General features: G+C 48.4%; 23 protein-coding genes. 14 read left to right on the forward strand and 9 right to left on the reverse strand.

The window, feature by feature from the left end; translation table 11 throughout:
* Positions 1-62: 62 nt before the first annotated feature.
* Both dut and coaBC read right to left on the reverse strand, forming a co-directional pair.
* Positions 63-521, reverse strand: a complete 459-nt coding sequence (dut, locus tag K7B04_RS06080; protein ID WP_035895829.1) for a dUTP diphosphatase — start codon at positions 519-521, stop codon at positions 63-65.
* On the reverse strand, positions 499-1,719 hold the full coding sequence (coaBC, locus tag K7B04_RS06085; protein WP_223804131.1) for a bifunctional phosphopantothenoylcysteine decarboxylase/phosphopantothenate--cysteine ligase CoaBC: 1,221 nt from the start codon (positions 1,717-1,719) through the stop codon (positions 499-501). The genes dut and coaBC overlap by 23 nt, the downstream gene beginning before the upstream one ends.
* A gap of 174 nt (positions 1,720-1,893) precedes the next feature.
* On the opposite strand from coaBC, the gene radC reads away from it, so the two are divergent.
* From radC to mutM, 4 genes are all read left to right on the forward strand, one after another.
* Positions 1,894-2,559, forward strand: coding sequence for a DNA repair protein RadC (radC, locus tag K7B04_RS06090; RefSeq protein WP_223803688.1), 666 nt, complete (start codon positions 1,894-1,896; stop codon positions 2,557-2,559).
* A gap of 219 nt (positions 2,560-2,778) precedes the next feature.
* Entirely contained in the window at positions 2,779-3,015 is a 237-nt protein-coding gene (gene rpmB / locus K7B04_RS06095; RefSeq protein ID WP_106924954.1) for a 50S ribosomal protein L28, read from the forward strand.
* 20 nt (positions 3,016-3,035) lie between these two features.
* Entirely contained in the window at positions 3,036-3,203 is a 168-nt protein-coding gene (gene rpmG / locus K7B04_RS06100) for a 50S ribosomal protein L33 (protein ID WP_003024094.1), read from the forward strand.
* Between the two features lie 98 nt (positions 3,204-3,301).
* A complete protein-coding gene (gene mutM, locus K7B04_RS06105) occupies positions 3,302-4,111 on the forward strand; it encodes a bifunctional DNA-formamidopyrimidine glycosylase/DNA-(apurinic or apyrimidinic site) lyase (RefSeq protein ID WP_223803689.1) in 810 nt (269 codons plus the stop codon).
* Between the two features lie 40 nt (positions 4,112-4,151).
* On the opposite strand, the gene coaD is transcribed toward mutM, so the two are convergent.
* The 3 genes from coaD to K7B04_RS06120 all read right to left on the reverse strand — a co-directional run bounded on the left by coaD (position 4,152) and on the right by K7B04_RS06120 (position 7,071).
* Positions 4,152-4,631, reverse strand: coding sequence for a pantetheine-phosphate adenylyltransferase (coaD, locus tag K7B04_RS06110; protein ID WP_223803690.1), 480 nt, complete (start codon positions 4,629-4,631; stop codon positions 4,152-4,154).
* A gap of 8 nt (positions 4,632-4,639) precedes the next feature.
* Positions 4,640-5,917 carry a lipid IV(A) 3-deoxy-D-manno-octulosonic acid transferase gene (waaA, locus tag K7B04_RS06115; protein ID WP_163449246.1) on the reverse strand — a complete coding sequence of 426 codons (1,278 nt, stop codon included), beginning with the start codon at positions 5,915-5,917 and terminating at the stop codon, positions 4,640-4,642.
* A 167-nt stretch (positions 5,918-6,084) separates the two neighbouring features.
* On the reverse strand, positions 6,085-7,071 hold the full coding sequence (locus K7B04_RS06120) for a glycosyltransferase (protein WP_163449247.1): 987 nt from the start codon (positions 7,069-7,071) through the stop codon (positions 6,085-6,087).
* 136 nt (positions 7,072-7,207) lie between these two features.
* On the opposite strand from K7B04_RS06120, the gene K7B04_RS06125 reads away from it, so the two are divergent.
* From K7B04_RS06125 to K7B04_RS06155, 7 genes are all read left to right on the forward strand, one after another.
* Positions 7,208-8,494 (forward strand): O-antigen ligase family protein, encoded by a 1,287-nt coding sequence (locus K7B04_RS06125; protein ID WP_163449248.1) that lies wholly within the window; start codon positions 7,208-7,210, stop codon positions 8,492-8,494.
* A gap of 182 nt (positions 8,495-8,676) precedes the next feature.
* Entirely contained in the window at positions 8,677-9,747 is a 1,071-nt protein-coding gene (gene rfaQ / locus K7B04_RS06130; RefSeq protein WP_167577231.1) for a lipopolysaccharide core heptosyltransferase RfaQ, read from the forward strand.
* Positions 9,744-10,874, forward strand: a complete 1,131-nt coding sequence (locus K7B04_RS06135) for a glycosyltransferase family 4 protein (protein WP_167574809.1) — start codon at positions 9,744-9,746, stop codon at positions 10,872-10,874. The genes rfaQ and K7B04_RS06135 overlap by 4 nt, the downstream gene beginning before the upstream one ends.
* Entirely contained in the window at positions 10,861-11,658 is a 798-nt protein-coding gene (gene rfaP, locus K7B04_RS06140) for a lipopolysaccharide core heptose(I) kinase RfaP (protein ID WP_223803691.1), read from the forward strand. Before K7B04_RS06135 ends, rfaP begins: the two co-directional genes overlap by 14 nt.
* 17 nt (positions 11,659-11,675) lie before the next feature.
* Positions 11,676-12,692, forward strand: coding sequence for a lipopolysaccharide 3-alpha-galactosyltransferase (waaO, locus tag K7B04_RS06145; protein WP_167574811.1), 1,017 nt, complete (start codon positions 11,676-11,678; stop codon positions 12,690-12,692).
* A 23-nt stretch (positions 12,693-12,715) separates the two neighbouring features.
* Complete coding sequence (locus tag K7B04_RS06150; RefSeq protein WP_223803692.1) at positions 12,716-13,756, forward strand: glycosyltransferase family 9 protein; 1,041 nt, start codon at positions 12,716-12,718, stop codon at positions 13,754-13,756.
* Between the two features lie 70 nt (positions 13,757-13,826).
* The gene (locus K7B04_RS06155) at positions 13,827-14,786 is read left to right on the forward strand and encodes a glycosyltransferase family 52 (protein ID WP_223803693.1); all 960 of its coding nucleotides are present in this window, start codon (positions 13,827-13,829) and stop codon (positions 14,784-14,786) included.
* Between the two features lie 25 nt (positions 14,787-14,811).
* Here the strand turns inward: K7B04_RS06155 and rfaC are convergent, their stop codons facing one another.
* The 3 genes from rfaC to rfaD are packed head-to-tail and all read right to left on the reverse strand — an operon-like array spanning position 14,812 to position 17,766.
* Complete coding sequence (gene rfaC, locus K7B04_RS06160) at positions 14,812-15,774, reverse strand: lipopolysaccharide heptosyltransferase RfaC (protein ID WP_223803694.1); 963 nt, start codon at positions 15,772-15,774, stop codon at positions 14,812-14,814.
* A gap of 3 nt (positions 15,775-15,777) precedes the next feature.
* Positions 15,778-16,824 (reverse strand): ADP-heptose--LPS heptosyltransferase RfaF, encoded by a 1,047-nt coding sequence (gene rfaF / locus K7B04_RS06165; RefSeq protein ID WP_167574815.1) that lies wholly within the window; start codon positions 16,822-16,824, stop codon positions 15,778-15,780.
* A 9-nt stretch (positions 16,825-16,833) separates the two neighbouring features.
* A complete protein-coding gene (gene rfaD, locus K7B04_RS06170; protein ID WP_064541014.1) occupies positions 16,834-17,766 on the reverse strand; it encodes an ADP-glyceromanno-heptose 6-epimerase in 933 nt (310 codons plus the stop codon).
* A 217-nt stretch (positions 17,767-17,983) separates the two neighbouring features.
* On the opposite strand from rfaD, the gene kbl reads away from it, so the two are divergent.
* The 3 genes from kbl to K7B04_RS06185 all read left to right on the forward strand — a co-directional run bounded on the left by kbl (position 17,984) and on the right by K7B04_RS06185 (position 21,259).
* On the forward strand, positions 17,984-19,180 hold the full coding sequence (gene kbl, locus K7B04_RS06175; protein WP_163448428.1) for a glycine C-acetyltransferase: 1,197 nt from the start codon (positions 17,984-17,986) through the stop codon (positions 19,178-19,180).
* 9 nt (positions 19,181-19,189) lie between these two features.
* The gene (gene tdh, locus K7B04_RS06180; protein WP_163448426.1) at positions 19,190-20,215 is read left to right on the forward strand and encodes an L-threonine 3-dehydrogenase; all 1,026 of its coding nucleotides are present in this window, start codon (positions 19,190-19,192) and stop codon (positions 20,213-20,215) included.
* 93 nt (positions 20,216-20,308) lie between these two features.
* Entirely contained in the window at positions 20,309-21,259 is a 951-nt protein-coding gene (locus K7B04_RS06185) for a glycosyltransferase (protein ID WP_163448425.1), read from the forward strand.
* On the opposite strand, the gene K7B04_RS06190 is transcribed toward K7B04_RS06185, so the two are convergent.
* Positions 21,260-22,198 (reverse strand): divergent polysaccharide deacetylase family protein, encoded by a 939-nt coding sequence (locus K7B04_RS06190; RefSeq protein ID WP_163448424.1) that lies wholly within the window; start codon positions 22,196-22,198, stop codon positions 21,260-21,262.
* Positions 22,199-22,200: the final 2 nt, after the last annotated feature.

A 22,200-nucleotide genomic window follows, 5' to 3' on the forward strand; every position in this document is an offset into this window, starting at 1 on the left:
GACGCCGTGAGATGCGTAAAAAACGGGCACATCACATCCTGCATGATGTGCCTGAGGGCGAGTTATTGACGCCCGGAGTGGCCGAAGCCACCTTCGCCACGATCGGTGGCTTCAAACGATTCGACCAGATTAAACTCGGCCTGTACGACAGGAACAAACACCATCTGCGCGACGCGTTCGCCTGGCTCGATAGTGAAGGTGGTTTGCCCGCGGTTCCAGATGGAGACCATCAGTTGACCCTGATAGTCAGAGTCGATAAGCCCCACCAGGTTACCCAGCACGATACCGTGCTTGTGGCCGAGGCCAGAGCGCGGCAGCATCACCGCCGCCAGAGACGGATCGGCAATGTGAATCGCCAGGCCGGTCGGCAGTAAGGTGGTTTCACCTGGCGCCAGTTCTACGGCGTCATCAAGACAGGCGCGCAGGTCAAGGCCTGCAGAGCCAGCGGTGGCATAGGTCGGCAGCGGAAACTGCTGGCCAATACGCGAGTCCAGAATCTTAACGTCGATTTTTTTCATCATAACGGGTAACGATCTCGTCCAATAATAGTTGGCCCAGGAGTGACTTACTGGCGAGCGGTAAACGCTTCTCGCCGTCCTGCCAGAAAAGATGCAAGGCATTGTTATCGCTGTTAAAGCCTTGATTTGATTGCGATACATCATTGGCACAAATCAGATCAAGGTTCTTGCGGCTACGCTTTTGCCGCGCATATTCTTCCACATTATTCGTTTCGGCGGCAAACCCTACGACGTAGGGACGATGCTCTTTCAGTGCGGCAACGCCAGCGACGATATCCGGGTTTTTCACCATTTTTATTGTGAATTCATCACCCTGGGTGTCCTGCTTCTTAATTTTTTCTTCAGCGATAACCGCGGCGCGATAGTCGGCAACTGCGGCGCAGCCGATAAAAATCTGCTGTTGTGCGATGCCGGCCTGAACCGCGGCGTTCATCTCTTCAGCGGTGGTGACATCAATGCGTTGCACAAAGGCGGGCGTTGGCAGCGACACCGGGCCGCTAACCAGCGTGACGTTTGCCCCACGACGCGCGGCGGCTTCGGCAATCGCAAAGCCCATTTTGCCTGAGCTGTGGTTGGTAATGTAACGCACCGGGTCCAGCGGTTCACGGGTCGGGCCTGCGGTAATCATGATGTGCAGATGTTGCAGATCGTTGACGGCGGAAAAGTGCGCTGCGGCCATGTCGACAATCACCAATGGATCAAGCATCCGACCCGGGCCAACGTCGCCACAGGCCTGGCTGCCGCTGTCCGGGCCCCAGATCAGCATATTGCGTGAAGCCAGTACTTCCAGGTTGTGCTGCGTGGCGGCGGCACGATACATCTGTTGGTTCATGGCGGGGACAACGGCGACCGGCGATGGGGTTGCGAGGCAGATGGTCGACACCAGGTCGTTTGCCATCCCGGCGGCCACGCGGGCAATTAAGTCGGCGGTGGCCGGCGCAAGGATAACGAGGTCAGCCCATTTGCCCAGCTCAATGTGGCCCATCGCGGCTTCGGCGGCGGTATCGAGCAGGCTGTCGGAGACCGGATAACCGGATACGGCTTGCAGGCTCAGCGGGGTGATGAAGGCTTTTGCTGCGTCGGTCATCGCGACGCGCACGTCCGCGCCGCGCTCACGCAGGCGACGCACCAGCTCCGGCGTTTTGTAGGCAGCGATACCGCCGCTGACGCCAAGAACAATTTTCTTACCGGCCAGGCTCATCATGATTTTTCCTGTTAGGGGGACACCAGAATTCGCGCATTTTATCACAATCCTGGCGGGGTCGTGTGCTTACGACAGAGACACTTTGCGAGCCGCTACGCAAGAGCGAAATCCACACCGTGCAGGAGGGCGTGTACTGTGGCATTTTGGCGGCAGCCATAAGAGGAGGCCGTCATGGAGAGTACAGAAGCCCTCCTGCCGCGCGAGAAGATGCAGCGGTACGGAATTGAATCGCTCACGGATGTTGAGCTGCTGGCGCTATTTTTGCGCACCGGTACGCGGGAAAAAAACGTTCTACGTTACTCTCAGGACCTGCTGCGCCATTTCGGCTCGCTGTACGGCCTGCTTTCGGCTACCGAGAAAGCGATAACGCAGATCGACGGTATGGGCATTGCTAAATATGCCCAGCTCAAAGGGATTGCCGAGCTGGCGCGCCGCTACTTTAGCCTGCGGGTGCTTTCCGAGGATTCTCTGCTAAGCCCAGAGATGACGCGTGAGTTTCTGCAAAGCCAGCTCGCCGACGAAGAGCGGGAAATCTTTGTGGTGATTTTTCTCGATAATCAACACCGGGTGCTCAAACATAGCCGCCTTTTTTCCGGCACCCTGAGTCACGTTGAAGTGCATCCGAGCGAAATTGTACGAGAAGCCATCAAAGTTAACGCCGCTGCGGTGATCCTGGCACATAATCATCCATCGGGTCATGCGGAGCCGAGTAAATCAGACAGACTTATTACTGAAAGGGTGGTAAAGTGTTGCCAATTCATGGATATACGGGTGCTTGATCATCTGGTTATTGGCCGCGGTGAGTACGTTTCTTTTGCCGAACGAGGCTGGATTTAGCGGTTTATTACGCGATCCACCGGGATCTTTGTCTGTTCGGGACTTGAGCATAACGCCGGGTCAGCGTATACTACGCCACCTTTGAGAATCTCGGGTTTGGCATTTGGGCCTGGCAATCGAGAGTTCACTTAGAACTATGCGATGACCGGGCTGTAAAGCCTGACGAGGCGCCGATACCCCATACGAAGCTCGAGCTAATTTGATTTTTGGAGAATAGACATGTCCCGAGTCTGCCAAGTTACTGGCAAGCGTCCGGTGACCGGTAACAACCGTTCCCACGCACTGAACGCGACTAAACGCCGTTTCCTGCCGAACCTGCACTCTCACCGTTTCTGGGTTGAGAGCGAGAAGCGTTTTGTCACCCTGCGCGTATCTGCTAAAGGTATGCGTGTAATCGATAAGAAAGGCATCGATTCAGTTCTGGCTGAACTGCGTGCCCGTGGCGAAAAGTACTAAGTACTTAGAGGAAATAAATCATGGCTAAAGGTATTCGTGAGAAAATCAAGCTGGTTTCTTCTGCTGGTACTGGTCACTTCTATACCACCACGAAGAACAAACGTACTAAGCCGGAAAAACTGGAACTGAAAAAGTTCGATCCAGTTGTCCGTCAGCACGTTCTGTACAAAGAAGCTAAAATCAAATAATTTTAGTTTCGATGTCACAAAAAACCTCGCCTCGGCGGGGTTTTTTGTTTTCTGCGCGTCCCCATAATAGAGACATCTGTATTCGAGCCGGAGACGTTATGCCTGAATTACCCGAAGTTGAGACCAGCCGCCGCGGTATTGAACCCCATCTGGTTGGCGCAACCATCCAGTACGCCGTGATTCGCAACGGACGCCTGCGCTGGCCCGTCTCTGATGAAATCTACCGCCTGAGCGATAAACCGGTTATCAGCGTTCAGCGCCGCGCTAAATACCTGCTGCTTGAACTACCAGACGGCTGGATCATCATTCATCTGGGGATGTCGGGAAGTTTACGCATTCTTGCGGAAGAACTGCCGGCGGAAAAACACGATCACGTCGATCTGGTGATGAGTAACGGTAAAGTGCTGCGCTACACCGACCCACGGCGCTTTGGCGCCTGGCTGTGGACGCCGGTGCTGGAAGGGCACAGCGTGCTCGCTCATCTCGGCCCTGAGCCGCTCAGCGCGGAATTTAGCGCGGAGTATCTGCAGGCAAAATGTGCAAAGAAGAAAACGGCGATTAAACCCTGGCTGATGGATAACAAGCTGGTGGTGGGCGTCGGTAATATCTACGCCAGTGAATCGCTGTTTTCCGCGCGGATCCATCCGGATCGGCTGGCATCATCGTTATCGGCAGAAGAGTGCGAACGGCTGGTGGCGGCGATCAAAGCAGTACTGCAACGATCGATTGAGCAGGGTGGTACGACGCTAAAAGACTTCCTGCAAAGCGACGGCAAGCCAGGCTACTTTGCACAAGAGCTACAGGTATACGGGCGAAAAGGGGAGGCCTGTCGGGTATGCGGGACGCCGATTATCGCCAGCAAACATGCGCAGCGGGCGACGTTTTACTGCCGGCAGTGCCAAAAGTAAGGATTGCCCGGCGACGAACCGCCGGGAAATGCACTGAAGCCTACTTCAGCTTCTCCATCAGCGCCTGATGTACATTCGTCGGCAGGAAATGGGTCACATCGCCATCGTGACGCGCCACCTCTTTCACCAGCGATGACGAAATAAACGACCACTCTTTCGACGGCATCAGAAAGACGCTTTCCAGCTCCGGCATCAGGTGGCGATTCATGTGCGCCAACTGCATTTCATACTCGAAATCCGCCACCGCGCGCAGGCCACGAATCAGAATATTGGCCTGCTGGGTGCGGGCAAAGTTAGCCATCAGATCGCTAAAACCCATCACTTCCACGTTACCAAGGTGTGCCGTTGCCTGCTGGGCCAGCGCCACGCGCTCGCTAAGGTCAAACATCGGTTTTTTGCTTGGGCTGGCCGCAATAGCGAGGATAACCTGATCGAACATGCAGGCCGCGCGGGTCACGATATCAAGGTGACCGTTGGTGATGGGATCGAAAGTGCCCGGATAAATCGCCCGTTTTTGCATAATAATCCTCAATGCGTTTTCGGTGGCAGGTACGGTTCCAGGAGTTGTAACAGGCGTTGTAGCGCGCCCTGGTTCTGGTACAAGACCTCAACGGCGTGACGACCGTAGAAACTACGGTAATCGGCATCGCCTAACAGTGAGGATACCTCTTTTTCGAGACTGGCGGCATCGGTCACGGTGATAAGCCCACTCGCCTGTTCCAGACGGGCGCAGATATCCTTGAAGTTAAAGGTATGCGGGCCCATCAACACGGGAATGGCATGCGCTGCGGCTTCCAGCGGGTTATGGCCACCACGTTCAACCAATGAGCCGCCAACAAACGCCAGGTCGGCAATGCCATACAGCAGCATCAGCTCACCCATGGTGTCGCCAATGACCACCTGCGTTGTCGCGGAGGGGACTTCACCGGAGGAACGTGTGATAAAGCTCAAACCAGCCTGACGCGTGAGGTTGATGGCGTCCGGGAAACGTTCCGGGTGACGCGGCACCAGTATCAGCAGTAAATCCGGGTAGTGCTGCAGCAGCGCCTTGTGGGCGGCAATCACGATACTCTCTTCGCCCTCGTGGGTACTGGTGGCTATCCATACCGGGCGGCGTGGTGCCCATTGGCGACGAAGCGTGACCGCTTTGGCTGCCAGCTGCGGCGTAACAGAAATATCGAATTTCAGGCTGCCGGTAATGGTCACCTGATTATTTTTAGCCCCTAAGGCGACAAAACGTTGACCGTCTTCTTCATTCTGCGCGGCAATCAACGTAATACGCTGGAGTAGCGTGCGAACAAATGAGCCCAGTTTGGCGTATCCGGCGGCTGAACGCTCAGACAAGCGTGCGTTGGCAATCACCAGCGGAATATGGCGACGATGCAACGCGGCAATCAGGTTTGGCCACAGCTCTGTTTCCATAATCAACACCAGTTTCGGGTCGATTTTATCGAGGAAGCGGTTAAGGGCATCGGGTAAATCATACGGCAGATAGACGTGCTGAACGTCTTTGCCAAACGCCGACTGCACGCGCTCGGACCCGGTTGGGGTCATCGTGGTGACAGTAATCGGCAAATCGGGGTAGCGGTGACGCAGTGCGCGAACTAACGGGATCGCCGCCAGCGTTTCGCCAACGGACACCGAGTGCAGCATAATCCCGCCGGGCTTCAGCGGCTGGCGATAAAAACCGTAACGTTCACCCCAGCGTTTTCGGTAGGCTGGAGCCTTACGTCCGCGCACCCAAAGCCGTATCCAGATCAGGGGCTGGATAAGGTATAGCAATGTGGTGTAAAGCAACTCAAGCATGGGCGTTAGCTGGCTAATGGATGTGCTGGGGATTCTATGTATTTATCTATGATATTACCATTACTTTTGCAGTTCTGGTTTCGTTATCTGGCTTAGGGGCGATGCCATTTTTGCGTATCGATTGGCTAAATGCAAACTGCCAGTATTCAGAACGATGAGTTTTATGATCATACGATCCGCGAGAGGAATTTTTTTGAAATATACTTCATGTAATAGACAGCTGCACTGAGGTATTTTCCATTGTTTTTTAAGTGCGCACTTTTTCTCGCCAGCTGTTTATATGTAGATGGGCACAGTAATGGGCGATTTCTCCATGGGGAGTTATCTCTTGCCACTTTGAAGTAGTTAACATCCGTATAATACTGAGTCCAGTCATGCCAGGGTTTTGATACACCAACATAGTGAATGAAAATAGTTTCTGATGTTATTTCAAATTTTCTTTTTTTATTTCGTATTAGGCTATCAATGTTAAAGAAAGAATTAAAGCAATGCTCTATGATTTTAACATCATCATTGAATATGATATTTAATGCATCTTGATCTGGATGTGTGAATTTACCATTTTTAACAATGGATATTACTTTGTCTGTGAGGCTTTCACTCTGGTTTTTGTCTAGATTGAAATATAAAAAACCTGAGTTGAAATAGTGTTCTGGATGAATATTTTTTATATTTGATGTATCGACAAACTTATCGTGAACAGCAATAAGCTTTTTCCCGTCAAATGATTCATCTAGCAATGAGTGAATGCTTTTTTTACATATTATATCTGAATCAAGATAAATTATTGAATCCAGTTTATCCGCAAAGTAATCGATAGCAATAAGGCGGAAATAGATTGAATGGTTCCAGGACTTTGACGCAGTAGGTAAACTTTTTAATAAGTCATCATTTAATAAATAGAATGTAATTTTTGTATTGTACTGGCGAGCAAGTTCTTCGAAAAGACGATGATTCTCTATAGAAACGTTATTTGAGAATATATGAAAATGAAACTTCAAATCCTCATTATTCAATAACACAGAAGTAATAGATACGCCTGTTCCGTATAAAAAATCATTATCAGCGCCGTAGGTAATATTAACACATTGCTCGGTTCCGCTATCACCATCGATATGAGCATTTTTTACGTGCTGAATGATGTTTCTTTTCAATTTGAAACCCTTGTGCAATACAAAAATGTCATTGTTTTTTGCTTAAATAGGTAAGCCATATAAAAAAAGGTTGTTATTTATTATTGTAATGCTCTAAAATCATCTTTTATTATAATTTAAATGAATGTATTTGTCAATGCGTCTCCAAGATAATACAGAAGGCGGGTGTGCGAAAAGTATGATAATCAAGATTAATCCTGGGTGTGTGAATCGACTGTCATTAATGAACATGCTTCTATTCTTAATGGTATTTGGGTTATTTACGATTGACAATCGAGCAATATTGAATATTAGCACTGCATTGGCGTTGTTGCTATCAGTATATTTGTTCTGTAAAGAAAAGGTGAATCCCTTATCTTCTATAGGTGAATTCTTAAAAGAAAGAAAAAGCCTGTTATTTTTTTCACTATGGTGTTTATTTAGTATCGCTTTTTTTACATACGAAAATGAATATCTTGCAGCATTAGAATTATTATTTAAAGATTGGCGATATCCACTCGTTATGTGGTTAATGTTGATTGCCTTTAAAGAGCACTTGCATATGATCAAAAAAACATATGTGTTCAGTGCAATCCTGACATTGTCCTATATAGTTTTAGCAGTACCTATCATTCGCTTTTTAAAAAACAATCCTCAGGAACTCTATCTTCAATTACGTTACGGTTTTGCATTTTATGTCGTGATGTTGTTTCCATTTGTATTGACGAGTGCCGTAATACTAAAACAGCGATATCTGAAGATACCACTACTTGCGGTTGCGTTCCTGTCCTTTGTCTTTTTGTTGTATACCGGTAGTCGAGGAGGGATTGTTTCATTAATTATTGAAACAATTATTGTTATGCTCATCCTCTCTAAAGATATAAAGAAATTTATATTTTCAATGTTCGTGATTGCTGTAATCGCTGGTGTTGGATTAGCTGCTGCCTACAATATATTCCCTCAAGTAAAAGGGAAGATTGAACAAACAACGAAGCTTACTAATGTTACAAGTAGCCGAGATAAAATCTTGACGCAACGCTACCCTTTAGTAATGGATAGTGTGAAAAACAACCTATTTGGTATTGGGTACGGTAATTCAACCTATGATCAATATCTTTGGGATCACAACGCGCCAAGAGAAGATGGGGTTTTTAACAGCGAAACCAATAAATATAATCTTGATGAGCCATTGTTTATTACCGTTTTATATAATGTAGGTTTCGGTGGGTTGATTCTTTTCATTGCATCAATATTTGTCAACATACAAGCGCAGATAAGATCTATTAAGATTAACAAAGATGTATTTAGTGTATCTATTTTTGCGTCTTTTGTTGGGTATTTCCTGGTGTATTGCATGTTCGAGAAAATGTTTATGGAAATATACCTTATCTACACTTTGTTAGCGTTTTATCTTGCTAATAATAAGTCTGAATGTAAACGATAATAACCTTATTTATTGTTTTTTAAGGTAAATTTTGCATATCGAATGATGTGATGGTAAGTGATATACTCCGTGGGAGTAATTATGCAGAGTATGTGGCTCAGCATTCGGGTAGCTGTAAAGCCTGGGGCGGTAGCGTGCTTTTGGTTCACTTCTCACTGAGTTATCTTAACGAAGGGCTGCTTGTGGAAAAGCCATTTAGAAGAATTCTTGTTATCAAAATGCGTTTTCATGGAGACATGTTGCTGACCACCCCGGTGATTAGCACATTAAAGCATCATTATCCGGATGCTTTAATTGATGTTCTACTTTATGAGGATACGATCCCTATCCTCTCCGAGAATCCTGAAATCCACAGACTTTATGGCTTAAAAAACAAGAAAAGCACGTCGTGTGAGAAAATTAAAAATTTCGCATCAGTAATCAAAGCGTTACGAGCTAATCATTATGATCTCGTTATCAACATGGCCGATCAATGGATCGTTGCTCTGTTGGTGAGAATGTTGAAGGTGCCGGTTTGCATCTCCCACGATTTCGGGCATCGTCAGAATCGCTTCTGGCGAAAAAGCTTCACCCATCTGGTGCCGCCAGAGGGCAATAATGTTGTTGAAAGTAACCTTTCAATACTCAAGCCTCTTAGCCTGGACTCCTATGTCTCTAAAACGACCATGAGTTATCCGCAATCCAGTTGGGAAAAAGTGCGGACAATGTTGGATGAGGCTCACGTAGGAGAGCGATTTGTTGTTATCCAGCCTACGGCTCGGCAGCTATTTAAATGCTGGGAGAATGATAAATTCTCACAAGTTATCGATGCGCTACACGAGAGAGGACTCGATGTCGTTTTAACATCTGGTCCGGGTCGGGATGACCTGGCCTGCATTGCCGCTATTGCTCAAAGATGCCAGGTTCCTCCTGTTACCGCATTGGCAGGAAAAATGACATTCCCGGAGCTCGCTGCATTAATAGATCATGCAGTACTCTTTTTAGGGGTTGATTCCGCGCCAGGGCATATTGCTGCTGCGCTAAACACGCCGATGATCTGTCTTTTTGGCGCAACAAACCACATTTTCTGGCGACCATGGTCGAACAATATGATCCAGTTTTGGGCTGGCGACTACCAGGCTATGCCTTCGCGCGATAAGTTGGATCGTGGTAAAATGTACCTCTCAGTCATTCCTGCTGAAGATGTGATTGCTGCGGTTGACACGATGCTCCTTAAGAATAATGGCTTATCGACTACAGGCGTAGAGAAATGATAGTTGCCTTTTGTTTGTATAAATATTTTCCGTTTGGTGGTTTGCAACGTGACTTCATGCGTATCGCGCAGACGGTCGCACAGCGTGGACACCATGTACGGGTTTATACCCAATCCTGGGAAGGCGAATGTCCTGCTGCCTTTGAGCTTATTCTGGTACCTGTAAAAAGTCACACAAACCATGGGCGTAACGCGGAATACTATTCCTGGGTGCAAAATCATCTACGCGATAGTCCAGCCGACCGCATTGTTGGTTTTAATAAGATGCCGGGGTTAGATGTCTACTATGCAGCCGATGTTTGTTATGCCGAAAAGGTTGCACAAGAAAAGGGCTTTTTGTATCGCCTGACATCACGATATCGCCATTATTCTGCTTTTGAGCGCGCTACATTCGAGCAGGGTAAGGCGACACAACTACTCATGTTAACGAATAAGCAGATTGCTGATTTTCAAAAGCATTACCATACCGAGGCTGAACGATTCCATATCCTTCCTCCTGGAATTTATCCGGAGCGTAAGTACAGCGCGCAACCAGCAGGCAGCAGACAACGTTTTCGGCAGAATAATGGCATTACAGATAACCAGTTCTTATTGCTTCAGATTGGTTCTGACTTTACGCGAAAAGGGGTTGATCGAACCATTACTGCGCTTTCTACGTTACCGGATGAGTTACGCAGCCAAACTTTGCTGTTTGTCGTCGGACAGGATAAATCTCGTAAGTTTGAGGCGTTAGCGGAGAAGTTGGGCGTACAAGATAATGTTCGATTTTTCTCGGGGCGTAACGATGTTGCTGAATTGATGGCCTCTGCGGATCTATTGCTACATCCTGCTTATCAGGAAGCCGCGGGGATTGTGTTGTTGGAAGCCATCACGGCAGGCTTACCGGTATTAACCACTGCCATTTGCGGATATGCGCACTATATTGCTGAAGCAAACTGCGGTGAGGTTATCGCGGAACCTTACCGTCAGGCAGACTTGAATGCATGCTTACGTAATGCATTACAGCATCCCTCATTACGTGAAGCATGGTCCGAAAATGCAAGGTATTATGCCGATACTCAAGATTTATACAGCCTGCCTGAGAAAGCAGCCGATATCATTATAGGTGGTTTAGATGGTCGAACTTAGAGAACCGCTAGCTACGGCATGGCGCGGTAAAGATGCATTTGAAGAAGTGAAAACCTTACAAGGCGAAGTATTCAGAGAACTTGAAACTCGCCGAACTCTGCGTTTCGAACTTTCTGGAAAAAGTTTCTTCCTCAAATGGCATCGTGGCACATCTCTAAAAGAGATAGTCAAAAATCTTTTCTCATTCCGTATGCCTGTTTTGGGTGCGGATCGCGAATGGAATGCGATTCACCGGCTCCGGGAACTCGGGGTGGATACGATGCAGGGCATTGGTTTTGGTGAAAAAGGTTTTAATCCGTTAACGCGAGTCTCGTTTATTATCACCGAAGATCTCACTCCTACAGTAAGTCTGGAAGACTATTGTGCTGATTGGGCGGTCAATGCACCGGAGCCAAAGGTTAAACGTATGCTTATTGCACGCGTAGCAACGATGGTTAGAAAGATGCATCAGGGAGGGATTAATCACCGTGATTGCTATATTTGCCATTTTCTTCTGCATCTCCCATTTGATGGTAAAGAGAACAATTTAAAATTATCTGTTATTGATTTACATCGTGCACAAATCCGCAACCGCGTACCATTACGTTGGAGAGATAAAGATCTCATTGGCCTTTATTTTTCCTCATTAGATATTGGGCTGACTCAACGAGATATTTATAGGTTCTTAAATATTTATTTCAATAAGCCACTAAAGAAAATCCTGAAAGATGAACAAGCATTAATCGCACATGCTCAAGAAAAGGCTGAAAAAATAAAAGAAAGAACAATTCGTAAATCTCTGTAATTTTAAAGGTTATTTATATGGATGCTCAATTTCTGAAAGCTACTGATTTTATTACTAAAACAGTAGCTTTTGATTTCTCTGACGCCCGATATGCTGAAAAACCCTTGCATATTTGTTATGGCATTGATCAGAATTTTCTCTTTGGTTGCGGTATTTCTATCGCCTCAATTTTGCTAAATAACACTGACTCAAACTTTGTTTTCCATATTTATATCGACGTAATAAATGATGAGCAGATAGTAAAAATTCGTGAATTGGCTGAGCGCTATTATTCACGTATTGAGATCCATACTATTAATTGTGATAGATTATTATCATTTCCAACAACAAAAAATTGGTCTATCGCAACTTATTTTCGTTTTATTATTGGCGATTCCTTCATTGGCCGTGAAGAACGCATTATCTATATGGATGCGGATATCATGTGCCAGGGGAGTATCCGTGAACTCTTCTCCCTGAATATTGATGATAAGGTTGCCGCTGTTGTTCCTGAGAGAGATACCACGTGGTGGAAAAAACGGGCGGATAGCTTAGGTTGCAGCGCACTTGAAAAAGGTTATTTTAACGCTGGTTTTTTATTGTTAAATATTTCTGCCTGGGCCAAGGAAAACGTATCAGCTAAAGCGTTAGCCATATTGTCAGATGATCTTATGGTTAAGAAATTATCTTACTTAGATCAGGATATCTTGAATATCATTTTAGCAGGTAAAGTTGAGTTTCTTGATATCAAGTACAACACTCAGTTTAGTTTGAATTATGAATTAAAAGATAATGTTGTGAGTTCAATAAATGATAACACTATATTTATTCATTATATTGGACCAACAAAACCCTGGCATGCATGGGCTCAATATCCGCGAGCTCAGGCCTTTATTTTAGCGAAGGAACAGTCACCCTGGAAAAACTCAGAGTTAATACAGGCAACTAATGCTAATTATGCACGTTACTGTGCTAAGCACTATTTTAAACAGGGGCGAGTGATAGGAGGCATTAAGGCCTATCTATCTTATTTTTATCTGAAACTAATGGGTTAGTTTCAAAATATAAAAAATAGCATATGCAAATAAATGGCCTTATCTATAAAGTAAAATCATTATTAGCTTCAATGAGATTGTCAAAGCCTCGTATTGAAGATGGTTCATTAACGATAAAAAATGTTTGCATCATCCTCATCAATATTGGGCTGGGTGATGCAATTATGGCAACATCATTCATTCGATTCCTGAAAGAGTCAGGAATTGAAGTTGATCTTATTGTAGCGAAGAAAACGATACCTTTATTTTCTGATAATCACGATATCAGCAATGTGATTTCACTTGGTGATACAACCGCCTGTCAGAAAAAGTATTATGATTTAGTGATTGATCCTTACAGCCATTGTAGTTGGTATGCAACCTATAAGTATCTGAAATTACTATCACTTATGAAGTATAAGGTACTTTCTGGTTTTGATGTTAACTTAGGCAGCAAATATAATGATAATTATATTCCGGGTGATAAAGTTATTCATATAACAGACTATTATAAACATGTTGTAAATCAGTTCATTTCTGATTCTTGTGTATTGCCGAGTAATTATATTTTACCCTTTTCTGTCGTTGCACAGTCTTCTGCGGAAAGTTTTATAGCCTCGTTGCCTGACCATACAGTTAAAGTGGCAATTTGTCCTTTCGCATCCACTCCGAAGCGAAGTTTCAGTGACAGGCAAATCAATGAAACGTTAGCACTTTTGAGCGCAAGGGAAGATATCTCTATTGTTCTCCTGATGGAGAAAAGTAAATTGTCTTCTATTTCACTTCATGATAATTCGTATTTCTTCGATGCGCCAGATTTTATGAGCGCAGCTGCTGTGCTCTGTCAGTGTGACTTTGTTGTCTCGGTTGATACCTCATTTGTTCATGTCGCGAACAGTGGAAACAAGCCTGCACTAGTGTTTTATAGTTCAGTGTACAATGATGGTTATAATACCGATAACCTTTGCGGGCCAAACTATCCGAAAGCTAAACAAATTATAGAGAAGAAGGGGATTTCATTGATACCTTCGCAATACATTTATGATGAGGTTGTTCATTCATTAAATAACCTGAAAAATGATTGAACATATTTACCTGTATCAATTTGGTAACGTAATGATGGTGGCCCACTGTGAATAATCATCTTTTTATTGTTTGCTCTCCTTTACAGTTAAGGGTCGCACTTGCCATCAAAAAAATTATGATGGTGACATTTTCCATATCATTTATCTTCAGACCAAATCTGGCTTAAAAGAATATGTCAGAAAATCATTAAAATGTGATTTTAATACATATCATATTGCTGATATGGATTATGCTTTTTTTAATATTTATCGGATTGTTTCATACTTAAAGGAAAATGTAGGTGATGAGGGGTATGCCTATATTGCTAATGCCAACGATCTTACTGTTCAATATATCCTGTCGCAGATTCCATCAACGATGAAGTTGAGAACATTTGATGATGGTATCTTAAACATAAATACTATTTCTGATATTAATCATAAAATAAAGGAAAAGAAAAAGTTAAGATATCTTCTTACTCGTCTTTGTTATAAAAACACAATGAGTATTAGAAAGATTATTGAGAACAGCTCATTGCACTTTACTATTCTTGATAAAAATAGGACGCTTAATGTTAAGACGGATATCGTTAAGCTTAATATATTAGAATGCAATGAAATTATAATAGATAACGACAAATCCGCTGATGTTGAAATAGTCAATGTCTTTGTCGGTTCGAAATTTAAAGATATACTGGCTAATAAGGGGGAGCAACAATTAGATGCTCTTATCCATAAAATTCGCCAACTCCATCAGAGTTTTGATAACATTTTATATTTACGGCACCCACGAGAGATGTCGAGTGAAGTGTTCTCAATGAATGAAGTTAATGTGGAGTCAATTTCTGAAGATTATATCTATGATCTTGTAAGAAAAGGGGTTATTGTAAATGTGATTGGTTTCGCGAGTACGTGCCAGTTAAATACAATGAATCTACCAAATGTTAGAATTATCTTACTAAAAACTAATCTTATCAGAAATGATATTCTTGATTCTTTCTCACTGTTTAACAAGAAAGAAGTCGTGTCAATTTACGATCTTGATGCGTAATAAAATGCCCTAAAAGGGCATTTTATTATTTTAATGAGTTAATTAGCTCTAAAACTTTATCCGCCTGTAAGTTATTCAGGCTTGCCAAATCAGCGTTGCACGCGACCTGATTCTTCCCATATCCCCCAATCAATCCAGGGTCGGTCGGGCCATACAGCGTGATATTGGGGCGATCCAGAGCCGCGGTTAAGTGGCTCAATCCGGTATCCACTGAAACGACAAATTCCGCACCTGCCAGCACGTGCGCCACCTTCCCGAGGCTCAGACGCGGCAGAACTTCCACGTAATCAAACCCTTCAGCCAGGCGCTTCGCGCGGGCTTCTTCATGCGGCGCACCCCATGGTAATTTGATGCGTAGACCGCGCTCGCCCAGCAGGCGAATCAGCTCACGCCAGTTTTCTTCCGGCCAATGCTTATCATCGCGCGTCGTGGCATGCAGAAAGACGCAGTAGGGGGCTTCTGCAGGCGTAAGCGCCCCCACAAAATGTTGCGCTATGGCGTAGTCGCCCTGCGTTTCAGGTTTGGTGTAGCCGAGGCTCTTCGCAAACAGCTCGCGGGTGCGCTCTACGGCATGCTGCTGTTTGGCAATATGATGGCGGCGGTTATAGAATAGGCTGGCCAGCGGCTCGCGGGCGCTATTCCAGTCCATGCCATGCTTGATGCCGTGTGCCAGTCGGGTGACCAGCGCGGCGCTTTTTACCAGCCCCTGTGCATCGATGATCGCATCATATTTTACCGCCTGAATGGCATCGCGAAAGGCTTTGCGTTCGGCTTTGATGGGGGCGGAGAACCACGCTTTACGCCAGCGGCGGATGGCCACCGGAATCACGCGGTCTACCGCTTCATGCCATGAAGGAATTTGCGCGAAACCCTCTTCCACGACCCAGTCAAAGCGAATATCGGGGATGGCACGCATCGCATCGGTTAATGCCGGCAGCGTGTGCAGGACGTCGCCCATGGAGGAGGTTTTGACGATCAACACTCGCATGCGTCAGGCTTCCTCGCTCGACAGCAGCGCGTTGAGCTCTTCCTGGACGCGCGCTGGGGTGATATCGATCAGGCTCTGATGATAGCCCTGCGCAGAGTCGCCTTTGCGGACCTTGTGGTAACCGGTAATCAGCCGAATCACCCGCGCTTTGTTTGACAGCGGCGGCGTGAAGTCTGGGCTGCTTGGCCCGTAGAGTGCAACCAGCGGGCGGTTTAGCGCGGCAGCCACGTGCATCAGGCCGGAATCGTTGGTGACGATAGCCTTACAAGCGGCAATCAGCACCACTGCCTGCTCCAACTGGGTCTCGCCAGCCAGATTACGGCACCAGCCTTTTTGCTCGTCGCTGAGTGCGGCGATAATTTCATTACCTGCCTCGTTGTCCTTCGCGGAACCGAAAAGAACAATCTGATTACCCTGGTCGATCAGCTGCTTCGCGAGTGCGGCGTAGTGGTAGTGCGGCCAGCGTTTTGCCGGACCAAACTCCGCACCGGGGCAAAAGCCAATCATTGGGCGGTCGCTGGAGAGCGAAAACGCGTTACAGGCCAGCGATTTCTCGCCTTCGTTCACCTGCAACTGCGGCCACAGCAGCGGCTGCGGCAGATCTTTCGCGCAGCGCATCACGCCTTTGTCGTAGGCCAGCGCCACGTAGCGCTCGACCATCAGCGGCCAGGCCTCTTTATCCAGCACTCGCGCATCGTTCAGCAGGCCGTAGCGCATCTCGCCGCGCCAGCCGGTGCGCAGTGGGATACCGGCAAAGAAGGGCACCAACGCAGATTTAAAGGAATTAGGCAGGACATAAGCGCGATCATAGCGCCGCTCGCGCAGGCTATGGCCGAGCTTGCGCCGTTCGCCAATTTCCAGCGCGCCGTGCCCTAAAGGCATGGCGATCGCTTCATTGACTTCCGGCATCCGCGATAACAGCGGACGGCACCACGCGGGTGCCATCACGTCGATTATCGCCTGGGGATAGCGCGCCTTGAGCGTGCGATAGAGACTTTGCGACATCATCATGTCGCCCACCCATGACGGGCCGATCACCAGTATTTTCATGCTGACTTCTTACGCGTCGCGGTTCAACCAGGCCATGTATTCCGTTACGCCTTCGGCGACGGTCTTGAACGGCTTATCGTAGCCAGCAGCGCGCAGGTTGGTCAGATCGGCCTGCGTGAACGCCTGATAGCGGCCTTTCAGTTTGTCCGGGAACGGAATGTATTCAATGCTGCCTTTTTTGTGGAACGCCAGGGTGGCGTCAGCCACGGCCTGGAAGGATTCCGCGCGGCCGGTACCGAGGTTGAAGATGCCGGATTTACCGTTTTCCCAGAACCACAGGTTTACCGCCGCCACGTCGCCGACGTAAACGAAGTCACGTTTGAAGCCATCGCTGCCTTCGAACAGTTTCGGGCTTTCGCCGTTGTTCAATTGGGTATTCAGGTGGAACGCGACGCTCGCCATGCTGCCTTTGTGGCCTTCACGCGGCCCGTAGACGTTAAAGTAGCGGAAGCCCACGATCGGCGAATTCGCTTCCGGCATGATGCGGCGTACGTACTCGTCGAACAGGAATTTAGAGTAACCGTACACGTTCAGCGGTTTTTCAAATTCGCGGGACTCGATAAAGTCGCTGGTGCGGCCGCCGTAGGTGGCTGCGGAAGAGGCGTACAGGAACGGAATTTCACGCTCGAGGCAGTAGTGCAGCAGCTCTTTGGAGTACTGATAGTTGTTATCCATCACGTACTTACCGTCCCACTCGGTGGTGGAAGAGCAAGCGCCTTCGTGGAATACGGCTTCGATGTCGCCGAATTCTTCACCGGCCATAATCTGGATCAGAAAATCTTCTTTATCCATGTAGTCGGTGATATCCAGGTCCACCAGGTTTACGAACTTGGTGCCGTCCTTCAGGTTGTCCACTACCAGGATGTCGGTAATGCCTTTGTCATTCAGCGCTTTCACGATGTTGCTGCCAATGAAGCCAGCGCCGCCGGTAACGATAATCATAACTGTAACCTTTGATATTGGTGGGCCAGGGCGTATCCCAGGCACGAATGCTTCTAATCATACCATCACATTAGCCCGCCTTCAGCCTTTCACCGTTCGGCTGGATGTGGGACGCGTGATTTATGCTGCAAATAATTCATTCAGACATGCATCATCTCGTATCAGCGTATAGCTTTGGGTAATATGTGCCAAATTTTACCGAATCTGGAGAGTTGCAATGCGTGGTGATTTTTACAAACAGTTAACTCAGGACCTCGATACCGCCCGTGCGGAAGGGTTGTTTAAAGAAGAACGTATTATCACCTCCGCTCAGCAAGCGGATATCACCGTGGGCGACGGCAGCCACGTCATTAACTTCTGCGCCAACAACTACCTTGGCCTGGCCAACCACCCTGAGCTGATCAACGCCGCCAAAGCCGGTATGGACAGCCATGGTTTCGGTATGGCCTCGGTGCGTTTCATTTGCGGCACCCAGGACAGCCACAAAGCGCTGGAGCAGAAGCTGGCAAGCTTCCTCGGTATGGAAGACGCCATTCTGTATTCCTCCTGCTTTGATGCCAACGGCGGCCTGTTTGAAACGCTGCTGGGCGCAGAAGACGCCATTATCTCCGACGCCCTGAACCACGCCTCGATCATCGACGGCGTGCGCCTGTGTAAAGCGAAGCGTTTCCGCTATGCCAACAACGATATGGTTGAGCTGGAAGAGCGCCTGAAGGAAGCGCGTGCAGCCGGTGCACGCCACGTGCTGATTGCCACCGACGGCGTGTTCTCGATGGACGGTGTGATTGCCAACCTGAAAGGCGTCTGCGACCTGGCGGACAAATACGATGCGCTGGTGATGGTCGATGATTCCCACGCGGTTGGCTTCGTCGGCGAAAATGGCCGTGGTTCGCATGAATACTGTGATGTGATGGGCCGTGTCGACATCATCACCGGCACGCTGGGCAAAGCGCTTGGCGGCGCGTCCGGCGGCTATACCGCAGCGCGTAAGGAAGTGGTGGAGTGGCTGCGCCAGCGTTCGCGTCCGTATCTGTTCTCCAACTCGCTGGCGCCGGCTATCGTTGCCGCATCGATTAAAGTGCTGGAGATGGTGGAGAATGGCGCTGAGCTGCGCGACCAGCTGTGGGCCAATGCCCGTCTGTTCCGCGAAAAAATGACCGCCGCTGGCTTTACGCTTGCGGGCGCGGACCACGCGATTATCCCGGTAATGCTGGGTGATGCGGTGGTGGCGCAGAATTTCGCGCGTGAGCTGCAAAAAGAAGGAATTTACGTCACCGGATTCTTCTTCCCGGTGGTACCAAAAGGCCAGGCGCGTATCCGCACCCAGATGTCAGCGGCGCATACGACGGCACAAATTGAACGTGCGGTGGAAGCCTTTACCCGCATCGGTAAACAACTGGGCGTGATTGCCTGAGGGTGTCAGATGAAAGCGTTATCTAAACTGAAAGCGGAAGAAGGGATCTGGATGACCGACGTTCCGGAACCGGAACTCGGCCACAATGACCTGCTGATTAAAATTCGCAAAACCGCGATTTGTGGCACCGACGTGCATATCTACAACTGGGATGAATGGTCGCAGAAGACGATCCCGGTACCGATGGTTGTGGGGCATGAATACGTGGGCGAAGTGGTCGGTATCGGCCAGGAAGTGCGCGGCTTTAAAATCGGCGACCGCGTCTCCGGTGAAGGCCATATCACCTGTGGTCACTGCCGTAACTGCCGCGCTGGACGTACGCACCTGTGCCGCAACACCATTGGCGTTGGCGTTAACCGTCCGGGCTGTTTTGCGGAATATCTGGTGATCCCGGCGTTTAACGCCTTCAAAATTCCGGACAATATCTCCGACGACCTGGCCTCAATTTTTGACCCGTTCGGCAACGCGGTCCACACCGCGCTCTCTTTCGACCTGGTGGGTGAAGATGTGCTGGTCTCCGGCGCGGGCCCGATTGGCGTGATGGCGGCTGCGGTCGCTAAACACGTTGGCGCGCGTAACGTGGTGATTACTGACGTGAACGAATACCGCCTGGAGCTGGCGCGCAAAATGGGCGTGACCCGCGCGGTCAACGTCGCCAAAGAGAACCTCAACGACGTCATGGCTGAGCTGGGCATGACTGAAGGTTTTGATGTCGGTCTGGAAATGTCCGGCGCGCCGCCGGCGTTCCGCTCCATGCTGGACACCATGAACCACGGCGGACGCATTGCGATGCTGGGTATTCCACCGTCCGATATGTCCATCGACTGGACCAAAGTTATCTTTAAGGGGCTGTTTATTAAAGGTATCTATGGCCGTGAAATGTTCGAAACCTGGTACAAGATGGCGGCGCTTATCCAGTCTGGCCTCGATCTGTCGCCGATCATCACCCACCGCTTCGGCATTGATGACTTCCAGAAAGGCTTTGACGCGATGCGTTCCGGTCAGTCCGGTAAAGTTGTGCTGAGCTGGGATTAATCATAAAAGGCCAGGATCGCTCTCCTGGCCTTTTATTTTCGGCTTCATCTCTAGTACGCTAGCGCCAGTTTCACTTCATAGTAAAGAGCGAGTATGACCAGCCAGACAATCGATGTTAGCGTTATTATTCCGGTTTATAACGGTGAAAAGAGTATCCAGCAGATCGTTGAAGACGTTCTGGCTGAACAAAGGGTATCGCTGGAGCTTATCGTTATTGACGATGGTTCAACGGATAATACGCTGAATATTCTTTCGTCGATTTCTGACAGCCGTCTGAAAATCATTTCTCAACCTAACAGCGGCGTCTACGTTGCGCGAAACGCAGGGCTGGCAGCCCACCGGGGCAAATGGCTGATTTTACTTGATGCCGATGATGATATTCATCCGGATATGATTTATTCACGGCTGCAACTGGCCGAGAAAAATAATTGCGATGTGCTAATTTCCAACGGTATGTTCACTTCGGCACGTGGCCATCAGCATGGGCACGCTGTTCACTCCCGACAGATTTATAACCAAACGCAGAGTGGTTTTGCATGGATTAACCATGCGGTGAAAGTGCGGGAATGGCCGCATTATATCTGGCTGCAAATTATCCGTTCAGAGTACATCAAAAAAAATAATATCGATTTTCATATTGGCAGCAGCCATAAAGATATTCTGTGGACGACGGAACTGGCGCTGGCCAATGGTGTGTTTTATCTCTCAGAGACGCCGGATTACTACTACGTCAAGAATACTGAGTCGATCACTAATCACACTCGCTACTACGATCCACGAGCCTATAGCTACATTGATATTATCAGCAAACTGATCGCCTACGCGAAACGTCCGGAATATGCAGCCGTTCGCCGTTCGCTGCTGATTCACGCGTTAAAAGAAAGCGGGCATTTTCTGGGGCTCTATCGCCGTAAGATAAAAGACAAAACGGCCGTACGACAAAAATTCAACGAGCAGATCGCACTCTCCGACCTGGCGAAAGGGCTTACCGACATACACAGCGTATGGTTCCTCATTCGCCTGTGGTCAAAGATGCGCGGTTAATTAAGCCCCGCTGCTGCTCCAGCCCTGCCATTGCAGCTGCATATACTGCACCAGCGTGCTGTGGGTGATGCTTTCGCTCAATACGTTGAAGAAGCGGCTGGCGTAGACCGGCTCCAGCGGTTTCTTCGGCTTGCAAAGCTTCACGCCATGGAACGGGTTGCGTGGCTGTGACGGTTGAACGGACGGCGGCAAACCGCGATTCGGCGTCGAGGTGTCAACCTGCGGCTCGTTGAGCAGGCTGCTCGGGCGCACCAGGGTGATATCTGACGGCAGGTTATAGACCATTTGCTGCAATACGCGCACGGTCGTTGGATGCGGGTGACCAATAGCGATCGCCGAACCGTTGCGGCGCGCGAGGTCGACTGCCCGGTTAAACTGGCGACGAATATCCGCTTCGTTCTGGGTGTCGTCGAGGAACACTCTGCGCTTAATCACCTTCACCCCGGTACCGTTAGCGGCGCGCATGGCCTGGCTATTGCCGATGGTCATGCTGTCGAGGAAGTAAAGATTGTAGCGGCTGAGCGCCTGCATCACTTTTTGCATGCCAAACAGGCTGGAGGTCATAGCGCTGCCCATATGGTTGTTCAGGCCTACGGCATACGGCACTTTATCGACCGCTTCGCGAATAATCCGTTCGATCTCATCGCTGCTCATGTCCGGGCGCAGGGTGTCTTTTTCCAGCGGCTGCTTACTGAGCGGCGCCATCGGCAGGTGAATCAACACTTCATGCCCGGCGTTATGGGCTTTAGTGGCCATTTCACGCGCATGAGGGGCGTTAGGGAGTACCGCAACGGAAATGGTGGACGGCATCGCCAGCACCTGATTTTCCTGCTGCGGACGATAACCAAAGTCATCGATAACGATAGAGAGCTTACCGGCATAGCTCGGCGCGGCGAATGCCAGCGCACTAAGAAGTACGACTCGACGAAATTGAAGCAAAA

Origin of the sequence: Kluyvera sp. CRP (assembly GCF_019930565.1) — a bacterium.
Taxonomy (GTDB): Bacteria; Pseudomonadota; Gammaproteobacteria; order Enterobacterales; family Enterobacteriaceae; genus Kluyvera; species Kluyvera georgiana_A.

What these genes read in the sequence shown, in the direction of transcription:
- rpmG (WP_003024094.1), top strand. Translation starts at nt 3,036, where the DNA reads ATGGCTAAAGGTATTCGTGAGAAAATCAAGCTGGTTTCTTCTGCTGGT.
- kbl (WP_163448428.1), top strand. Translation starts at nt 17,984, where the DNA reads ATGCGTGGTGATTTTTACAAACAGTTAACTCAGGACCTCGATACCGCC.
- rfaC (WP_223803694.1), bottom strand. Translation starts at nt 15,774, where the DNA reads ATGCGAGTGTTGATCGTCAAAACCTCCTCCATGGGCGACGTCCTGCAC.
- rfaP (WP_223803691.1), top strand. Translation starts at nt 10,861, where the DNA reads ATGGTCGAACTTAGAGAACCGCTAGCTACGGCATGGCGCGGTAAAGAT.
- coaD (WP_223803690.1), bottom strand. Translation starts at nt 4,631, where the DNA reads ATGCAAAAACGGGCGATTTATCCGGGCACTTTCGATCCCATCACCAAC.
- radC (WP_223803688.1), top strand. Translation starts at nt 1,894, where the DNA reads ATGGAGAGTACAGAAGCCCTCCTGCCGCGCGAGAAGATGCAGCGGTAC.
- K7B04_RS06185 (WP_163448425.1), top strand. Translation starts at nt 20,309, where the DNA reads ATGACCAGCCAGACAATCGATGTTAGCGTTATTATTCCGGTTTATAAC.
- K7B04_RS06135 (WP_167574809.1), top strand. Translation starts at nt 9,744, where the DNA reads ATGATAGTTGCCTTTTGTTTGTATAAATATTTTCCGTTTGGTGGTTTG.
- rfaF (WP_167574815.1), bottom strand. Translation starts at nt 16,824, where the DNA reads ATGAAAATACTGGTGATCGGCCCGTCATGGGTGGGCGACATGATGATG.
- dut (WP_035895829.1), bottom strand. Translation starts at nt 521, where the DNA reads ATGATGAAAAAAATCGACGTTAAGATTCTGGACTCGCGTATTGGCCAG.
- K7B04_RS06125 (WP_163449248.1), top strand. Translation starts at nt 7,208, where the DNA reads ATGCGTCTCCAAGATAATACAGAAGGCGGGTGTGCGAAAAGTATGATA.
- rfaD (WP_064541014.1), bottom strand. Translation starts at nt 17,766, where the DNA reads ATGATTATCGTTACCGGCGGCGCTGGCTTCATTGGCAGCAACATCGTG.
- rpmB (WP_106924954.1), top strand. Translation starts at nt 2,779, where the DNA reads ATGTCCCGAGTCTGCCAAGTTACTGGCAAGCGTCCGGTGACCGGTAAC.
- mutM (WP_223803689.1), top strand. Translation starts at nt 3,302, where the DNA reads ATGCCTGAATTACCCGAAGTTGAGACCAGCCGCCGCGGTATTGAACCC.
- waaA (WP_163449246.1), bottom strand. Translation starts at nt 5,917, where the DNA reads ATGCTTGAGTTGCTTTACACCACATTGCTATACCTTATCCAGCCCCTG.
- waaO (WP_167574811.1), top strand. Translation starts at nt 11,676, where the DNA reads ATGGATGCTCAATTTCTGAAAGCTACTGATTTTATTACTAAAACAGTA.
- tdh (WP_163448426.1), top strand. Translation starts at nt 19,190, where the DNA reads ATGAAAGCGTTATCTAAACTGAAAGCGGAAGAAGGGATCTGGATGACC.
- coaBC (WP_223804131.1), bottom strand. Translation starts at nt 1,719, where the DNA reads ATGAGCCTGGCCGGTAAGAAAATTGTTCTTGGCGTCAGCGGCGGTATC.
- K7B04_RS06150 (WP_223803692.1), top strand. Translation starts at nt 12,716, where the DNA reads ATGCAAATAAATGGCCTTATCTATAAAGTAAAATCATTATTAGCTTCA.